Raw genomic sequence first — 7,288 nt, forward strand, 5'->3', positions numbered from 1 at the left:
ATGGAGATACAGGTATGGGCATATTCAGAAACGGCCGGGCGGCGCGTACACCGCCAAGATTCGTCGCCACGGCTTTCCCTCTCAATCACGAAGCTTTCTAACGAGGAAAGACGCTCGGCGCTGGATCACCGAAACAGAGGCAGACATGTCTCGGGCCTGCTTCGTTGATACTGCTGCTGCCCGTCAGATGCTTCTTAGGGACGCGCTCAAACGGTACGCTGCCGAGGAATCTCCCAAGAAGCGCGGAGGCGCGGTGGAGATCACCCGTCTCGCCGCTATGCAGCGCGACTCGATGGCGTCGTACTCACTTGCCACGTTAAAGACTCCGATCATTGCGGCGTGGTGTGACAGACGACTGCTGACTGTCTCAGGCTCCACGGTCAATCGTGACATCAATCTGCTGCATTCGGTCGTTGAGGTGGCGCGTAAGAAGTGGGGCGTGGCGATGTCCGCCAACCCTGTAAGCGATGTTCGTAGGCCCCGGTCTAATCCGAGCCGAGAACGCCGTCTGTCGCTGCCCGAGCAGGCCCTGCTACTGCACGCGTGCCGACAAGCACGCTCGTGGTGGCTTGCCCCAATCGTCGAGCTAGCCATCCACACCGGAATGCGCCAGTCCGAGGTACGAACGCTGCTATGGGAAAACATCGACATGGCCGAGCACCTTGCAACGTTGCCAGCGGCCGCGACCAAAACACTCACCATGCGCACCGTGCCGCTAAACACCCGCTGTATGGCAGTACTCGAAGCAATACGGGGCGCTCGTGGCAATCCGCTGCGCGGACCAGTATTCCCGGACGTTACTCGGGAGGCCGTTAAACACGCCTTCAGCCGGGCACGCAAGCGAGCGGGACTATCGGACTTCCGCTTCCACGATACTCGCCATGAAGCCACGTCGCGCTTCACAGAACTGGGCCTCAGTCCGATTGAGGTCGCGACGATCACAGGTCATAAGACGCTCTCCATGCTCCAGCGATACACACATCTGCGGGCAAAGGACTTAGTCAAGAAGTTGGGTTAGAAGCCGCCCACATCAGAGGACCGAACGCGGGTGAAGCAGCGGCCTCGTGAGAAGCCGCTACTGCACTGCGCTTAGTAAGACCAGCCGTACGCGTTCTTCTGCGGCATGCCTTGCGGCACCTGCTGTCCGTTCGCGTGGTATGCCTTGCTGGTTGCTTTGTCCCGAATGCGGGTGCCGAAGGCGTCAGCCTTCAGGGTGATGTTGAGCGGTGAGCCGTCGTCCTTCTGGAGGTTGAGGTTCATGAGTCCGCCACCGAGGTACTGCCCCCACTGGACGTGGTAGTCGTTCGGGTTGAAGTTCGACATGTCTACGCCGGGGCGGCCCTTCATCTGGTCCGTGGCCGTCTCGTTGATGTACTCGCGCATCGTGTCCTGTTAGAGCGACGAGTTCTGGTTCGCCGTGGCGCCGGGCACCTTCATGACGAAGTCACTCCAGCGCTGCCCCTTGCCCCACTTGCCCGACTCGGACGGGATGATCGCACCGGGCACGAGGTCGGCGTCACCGATCACCTGCTGGTACGCCATCTTCGCCGCGTCGTCATCCGTGAGGTTGAACGCCACCTTCTTCTGCGCCATGAGCGGAGCGATCTGTGCCGCGAGGTTGCGCTTCGCATCCTCCGTCAAGTCCCAGTTCGTCAGGTCGCCCTTGCGGAACGGGTTCCACCACGGGCCGCTCTGGTTCGTCACGTACGCGGCCGCTTCCTTCCGGTCCTGCGCCGTCGCCTGCACCAGCCCGCCGCGCTGATACTGCTTGCGGATCATGTCGAACTGCTGCGGGTCCGTGAGGTTCGCGCCCGAGTCGAGCAGCGCCAGCATCGCCTCGCCCTTGTCGCCAAAGTACGACTTGACCGCCGCTGCACCACCTGGCCCTTGCCTGAGCAACTGGGCGTACTGCGACACCTGCATCTGCTGCGGGGTCGCCGGACCCGTGCCGTCGAAGAAGCTGCCGAGCGTGCTGTTGATGAAGCCAGTCAGCTTGGGCGGGCGCATGTCAGCGTCCCGTGCGTTGCCGCTCGCGTTGATCCAGAAGTTCGACCAGCTATTCGAGTCCGGGCCTTGCAGCACCGCGTCATCGTAGAGGCTGTTCAACTGCTGCACCTGTGCGCCCTCGGGAATGGGCCAGCCCATCAGTGCCTCAGGGGTTCGCCCGGTCCACGCGTTCGTCACCAGCGTCTGCGCCTGCGCGAAATTCAACTGCTGCAATCGGGCCTTCTGCGCAGCAAGGTACTGCCGCCGATTGTTCACGTCCATCTCACGCAGCGTATCCGCGATGCGCTTAGGCGTGAAGGGCACCGTGGCGTCGCCGTATTGCAGCCGCCAGTCCGCGTTGATGCCTTCCATCCGCTGGATGGCGGCGGCATGCCCTTCAGGCGTGGTCGGATAAGGGCTGAACGCCCGCGTCATGCTGAACACCAGCGACTCAGCCGAGTCCAACTGCTTCGCCGTCTCCGGGTTCTTCGCAGCGGCCTGTGCCTCCAGTAGCGGAATCTTGTCGTCGAGGTCCGCCTTCATCTGCGCGTCCATCGACTGATACTCCGGCACGTCGTGCATGGCCCGTACCGCCTGCCAGTTCCCCGCCTTCGCGTTGGCGATGGTCGTGTCCCGCAGAGCGCGCTGGTACGACTCCAGCGTCATGTTCTCGGGCCGGATAAGCTGCGAGCGGAAGTCCGCATGCGCCGCTGCCACGCTCTCGTCGGACGGGTTATTGTCCGCGCTGAGTGTCGCCTGCAACGAGCGGCCTGCCGAGGTGGCGACGTTCGTGAAGCCGTTGTAACTCTGCTCCTGCGTGAACTGCATGTACTGGTTCATGTGCGTGTTCAGCATCTGCGGCAACTGCTCTGCCAGCTTCTGCTGAATCATCGCGTCCGCGAACTGGTCGCCCGTGCCCTGCACCTGAGACATCTTGTTGACGAGGTACTGGCGCACCGCGTCGGGCGACTTCTCCCGAAGCTGCGGCATCGCCTGCATGAAGCTCGTCTGCGCGTCGTTCATCGCCGCGTTTACGTTGTACATCTGCGCGCCCTGCACCGTGGCGTCGGGCCGTACAGCTTCGAGTACCACGGCTGATCCTTGGCGATCTCGTCTAGGGACATGCCCTGCGATGCCATCGCCATGCCGTTCGCGTACTGCTCCTTCTTCTGCCGGTCGATGTACGGCTGGATCATGCCCTGCGTCAGCTTGTTGAACGCTTCGACGTTGATGCCGAGGCCGAGCACGCCTTGCCGCGCCTCAGCCGCAGCCATCGCCGCGTAGTCGGTGCCACCACTAGCGACACCGCCGCTGGACTGCCCGGTGGCCCCAGCGCCGCCTTGAAACGTGGTGGAGGAGCCAGCCGCGCTCTGCGTGCTCTGCTGCTGGACTGCGCCACCGTCTGTGCTCAGGTTGAAGTTGATTCCCATCTGTACTCCTTAGTTAAGTGCCCGGATAGCTGCCGCTTCCGAAAGTTGTGAGGTGGCGCGCCTTCGCCTATTGTTGGATGAAAGTCCGCCGGGGCGGGTCCACCTTACGAGAACCGGGCAAGCACATCCGCCCCCGCCGCTCGCCATTCCTGTATGCGCTTCGTCTGCTCCTCCAACGGGTCGCGCCGGAAAGGCGCTTGGTCCCGGATGCGTTGTCGCAGTAGCGCGATGTCGCGGCTCTCTTGATTCCCGCGTCGGCTCGTCGTCCCAGTACGTCGTGTCATTCGTTTCTCCTCTCTTTCGTGTCAGTTACAGCAGCTTGCCGTCCGGCCCCGCCTCGCGGCCTCGCGCCATGTAGGCAGCGTCTCCGCCGTTCCCCTGTCGCGCTCGGAACGCCTTCGCGTGACGGTCCACCAGTGCCATGCCATAGCGCACGCGCAGCCGTACCGGCAGGCTCTTGTCCTTCCGCAGCGCCAATAGCTCGCCGCTGCTCAGCGCGGCTTCCTCATTCACTGTCTCACTCATTGCTTTCTCCTTGCCCGCTAGGCGAGTCTCCAAAGGGTTTCACTCAGCGCGCCCTGAGGCCCGCCGTACTGTTTGATGGTTGCCGCCAGCGCGGCCCTGTCCAGCTTCTGGAACTGCGGGTTATCCACGCAGCAGCGGTCGTCACCGGAGGTGCGCCAGATGCGAACGTGTTGCCGCCCGCCGACATACGCCACGCCCAGCACTCGCCAGCCGTCCCGCTCGATGTCCGCCCGTGCCAACTCCTGATGCGCTCGCCGGGCCTCTGCGCGCAGCGCGGCCAGCCCGTCCCGAGTGCGGCCAGGCATGGGCCACGCATGGCGCTGCTCCCACGGTCGCCGGGCAAGGTGACAGGTCCAGCAGGAGCCGTCGCGCACGCGGCGGGTACAGCGCCCACAGCGCCCGCACCGGTCGCCGGTGTAGGTCTTCCTGCCGTCCACGTACGCGGCCACCCTGTACGGGTTATGAACCTGCCGAAGCAGGCTCTGCTGACACTGGGTGCAGCCCCGGATGTGCTCGCGGCGGCGCATAGCCTCAGGCGTGCGGCCCGTATTCAGCTTCCCTGTGATCGCCACATGCGGCTGCTGGACCGGCTCGAAGGTGCGGGTGTAGCCTGCCTTCGGACCCCGGCTCACCATGCGCTCCCTGTTGATTGCCCCAGCATAAGGGCCACCTGATCGCACGCCCGCGCCGCGCTCATGCCGCCACGTAGCCCAGTTGCTTGAAGCGGTACGCCTTCAGCAGCGATTCGTTCGCGTCCGCATGCCATGCGCGAATGTGCGCTGGGATCATGTGCTCGACCTTCGCCAGTGCCGCGTACATCGCCCGGTCGCCGTTGTACAGGGACTGCGCGAACGGCGTGCCCTTGTGCGTGCCGATGACTTGGAAGCCCCGCAGCAGATGCGAGTCGCCGTGCTCGGTCGGCTTCACGCTGTCAATCTTGAATTCGTCCACGCGGCGCTCCCAGTCCGCCAGCTTGATAGCGTCCAGATTCGCATTGATGTGCTCAGCCTCAGCCAGCGCGGTGCGGTATTCGTCCTTCGCCGCCATCAGCTTCTCCAGTTGCTCCGCCAGCGGCCGCGCTCGGTCCATCGCCGCCGTCAGCAGCGCCATGCGTGCGCGGGCGTCTTGTTCGTTCGTAGGCAGGGTGAAGGCGGTTTTAATCTTGCTCATGATACGTATTCCTTATCTAATGGGATGTTCCCGCACTTGCGGCGGCGGGCGTCTGCCTGTTCGTTCCTTGCTGCTTCAGAAGCAGTAGCTGACGGTCGTCCCGCCCATACCGCGCTTGTTCGGATCGCGGACGCTGGTAACGACGCCTGCAATATGCGCCGCTCCACTGTGCATGGATGCTCCCATGTGATCGAGGAGGCCATTGACTGCCAGCTTCGCCTCGTGCCCGGTCACATTGCCGTCGCCATCAACGATGCCGATGCGTGCGCCCTCGCATAACCCCCTCCGTCCTGATGCGCCGAGACGAGGTGCATGCCGGTATGGGCAAAGTCCGGCAGTGACGCAGCACGGGTGTGCTCGTCGAGTCGAACGGCGGGGTTCAGCGGTCGCAGGGTGTTGCCGCTAGTGCCACCGACGAAGGGGTTCAGCGTGCCTCGGAATGCTTGACGTTCGTTCTGTTCCATAAATGCTCCTGTGTGTGGGTAGGTACTGCGTGCTGCTCAGAGGCCTTTAGAGGCCCTGTATCGGGTTGCGTCGGCCTGCTTGTCGCGGGGCTTGTATGTGCGGGCTAGATAGCTCGGGAGTGAGCCTGTTGCCGCCTCAATGCCTGCTCGGAAGGCGCTCAGCACGCTCGTGTTTGCTCGAGCCGCGTAGCGCGCTGCCAATTCTCGGATGTCGTCTCGGTTTTCAAGGGGGTGTTGCATTTCAGTCCTCTAGATGTGACGAAGCCCGCGCTGGGCGGGCCTCTGTGTAGTGTCGTAAGCGTTCATGCCGGTAATGTCCACAATGGCGCGGTTGTACGGTCCTGCATAAGTCGATGACGCGTGCGCCGCTCACCGTCGCTGGCCTGCTCACATGCCCGCGTGTCGAATTCGATGAACTGCTGAACGCCAGTCTTCCGCAGTGCCAGCACCGCCTTCAGCGAAATCAGATCACCGCCGAATCGGATGCCCAGCGCATACCACGGCCTCTGGTCGTGTGTTGCCGGGATGCACTCGTACACGTACCTCCTGCCGTCCAGCGTCAGCCCATCCGAATGAAACTGCGTTTCGATGACGGTCTGCGTCGGCTTCGGTCCCGCCGCCCCTGCCCGCACTGCATCACGAATGCTCAACCCATTCGTCAGGTTCACCGAGTCGTAGCCTGCCTCGGCGAGAATCGGCTTCACCACCTTGCGGGCCTTCTCGCTCAATTCACGGCTCAGCCGTGCCGGAGTGAACGGGTTCGACAGGCCTAGCTCGGTCTGGATCAATACAGCCATCTGCTCGCGGTTCCCTCCGGCAAGCTCGGGACGCTGCACCAGCGCCGACGCCAGCACGGTCGGCCATGCCCTGTAACCGTCCACCACATGCACCTTCGTCGTAATGGCAAGCTCGGCTCCGAATTGCTCCCGGTATTCCTTTGTCTGCCGCTCAGCGTGCTGCTGCATGTTCGCTGCTGCATAACCGGCTAACTCCTTTTGCTCGATCAATCTCAATCTCCTATCGTTGGCAGGCAGGTTCCATAGGTTCCATCTTTCTGGCACCCCGCCCCCCTGATTCATCGAACGGTGCGATAAGGGTTTGCGGGCGCGTTCCCGCAACATGTTCCTAATTTATGCACCACCCCTCCCCAGCACGCCTTACCTCGTCTGCCTAATACAGTCCTCGCGCTTTGTGTCTGCTGAGTCCATCGAAATTGAACCTTCATGTAACCAGAAACGACGAAGCCCGCACTGGGCGGGCCTCTCGGTGTCATGCTCGGTAGCCGGTAAGCGGCGGTGGTCGCGGAATATGGATACGAACGGTATTCCGGGAACGTCCCGAGCGTTCAGTGAACGCAAGTCGCCTGAACCTCTACGAACTGGCTGTCCGACTGGCATTCTCCTACCGCCTCCGCCCGGATAAGCGCCTCAATTGCCCGGAGTGCAGCGCCCGCCTCGACTCCGGCCTCCGCAACGGACTGCCACGCCGCAGCGCCAGCCCACGCCGCCCGCACTGCGCGCAGCTCCCTCTCGCCGTCGCTGGCCTGCGGAGGCCAAGGCGCTGTTTGAAGACGCCAGCCTGCGGTATCTGCGACGGTTCCGGCTTCTGCCAGAGTGGGCGGCGACAATGGTTAAGTCCGGTGTAGCGACATTCATCTTGGCCGGTAGTGAGAAGTCGAAGGCGGCGTAGCCCCGGAGACGACGAGCTGCCGGC

General features: G+C 63.2%; 9 protein-coding genes. 1 reads left to right on the forward strand and 8 read right to left on the reverse strand.

Annotated features, from left to right (window positions below; all coding sequences use genetic code 11):
* Positions 1-253 precede the first annotated feature (253 nt).
* The gene (locus QCE48_RS09830) at positions 254-1,018 is read left to right on the forward strand and encodes a site-specific integrase (protein ID WP_309788018.1); all 765 of its coding nucleotides are present in this window, start codon (positions 254-256) and stop codon (positions 1,016-1,018) included.
* 71 nt (positions 1,019-1,089) lie between these two features.
* Here QCE48_RS09830 and QCE48_RS09835 read toward each other — a convergent pair whose 3' ends face one another.
* The 8 genes from QCE48_RS09835 to QCE48_RS09870 all read right to left on the reverse strand — a co-directional run bounded on the left by QCE48_RS09835 (position 1,090) and on the right by QCE48_RS09870 (position 6,582).
* Positions 1,090-1,383 (reverse strand): hypothetical protein, encoded by a 294-nt coding sequence (locus QCE48_RS09835; protein WP_309788017.1) that lies wholly within the window; start codon positions 1,381-1,383, stop codon positions 1,090-1,092.
* Positions 1,384-1,392: 9 nt separating this feature from the next.
* The gene (locus tag QCE48_RS09840; protein ID WP_309788016.1) at positions 1,393-3,078 is read right to left on the reverse strand and encodes a hypothetical protein; all 1,686 of its coding nucleotides are present in this window, start codon (positions 3,076-3,078) and stop codon (positions 1,393-1,395) included.
* Complete coding sequence (locus QCE48_RS09845; RefSeq protein WP_309788015.1) at positions 3,018-3,416, reverse strand: hypothetical protein; 399 nt, start codon at positions 3,414-3,416, stop codon at positions 3,018-3,020. Before QCE48_RS09845 ends, QCE48_RS09840 begins: the two co-directional genes overlap by 61 nt.
* Before the next feature lie 309 nt (positions 3,417-3,725).
* Positions 3,726-3,941, reverse strand: a complete 216-nt coding sequence (locus QCE48_RS09850; protein ID WP_309788014.1) for a hypothetical protein — start codon at positions 3,939-3,941, stop codon at positions 3,726-3,728.
* Between the two features lie 17 nt (positions 3,942-3,958).
* Positions 3,959-4,573, reverse strand: coding sequence for a hypothetical protein (locus tag QCE48_RS09855; protein WP_309788013.1), 615 nt, complete (start codon positions 4,571-4,573; stop codon positions 3,959-3,961).
* A 61-nt stretch (positions 4,574-4,634) separates the two neighbouring features.
* The gene (locus tag QCE48_RS09860) at positions 4,635-5,111 is read right to left on the reverse strand and encodes a hypothetical protein (RefSeq protein WP_309788012.1); all 477 of its coding nucleotides are present in this window, start codon (positions 5,109-5,111) and stop codon (positions 4,635-4,637) included.
* 230 nt (positions 5,112-5,341) lie between these two features.
* Positions 5,342-5,575, reverse strand: coding sequence for a hypothetical protein (locus QCE48_RS09865; protein WP_309788011.1), 234 nt, complete (start codon positions 5,573-5,575; stop codon positions 5,342-5,344).
* Positions 5,576-5,877: 302 nt separating this feature from the next.
* On the reverse strand, positions 5,878-6,582 hold the full coding sequence (locus QCE48_RS09870; RefSeq protein WP_309788010.1) for a hypothetical protein: 705 nt from the start codon (positions 6,580-6,582) through the stop codon (positions 5,878-5,880).
* Between the last annotated feature and the right edge of the window lie 706 nt (positions 6,583-7,288).

The organism is Caballeronia sp. LZ024 (assembly GCF_031451455.1).
In the GTDB taxonomy this organism is placed as follows: Bacteria; Pseudomonadota; Gammaproteobacteria; order Burkholderiales; family Burkholderiaceae; genus Caballeronia; species Caballeronia telluris.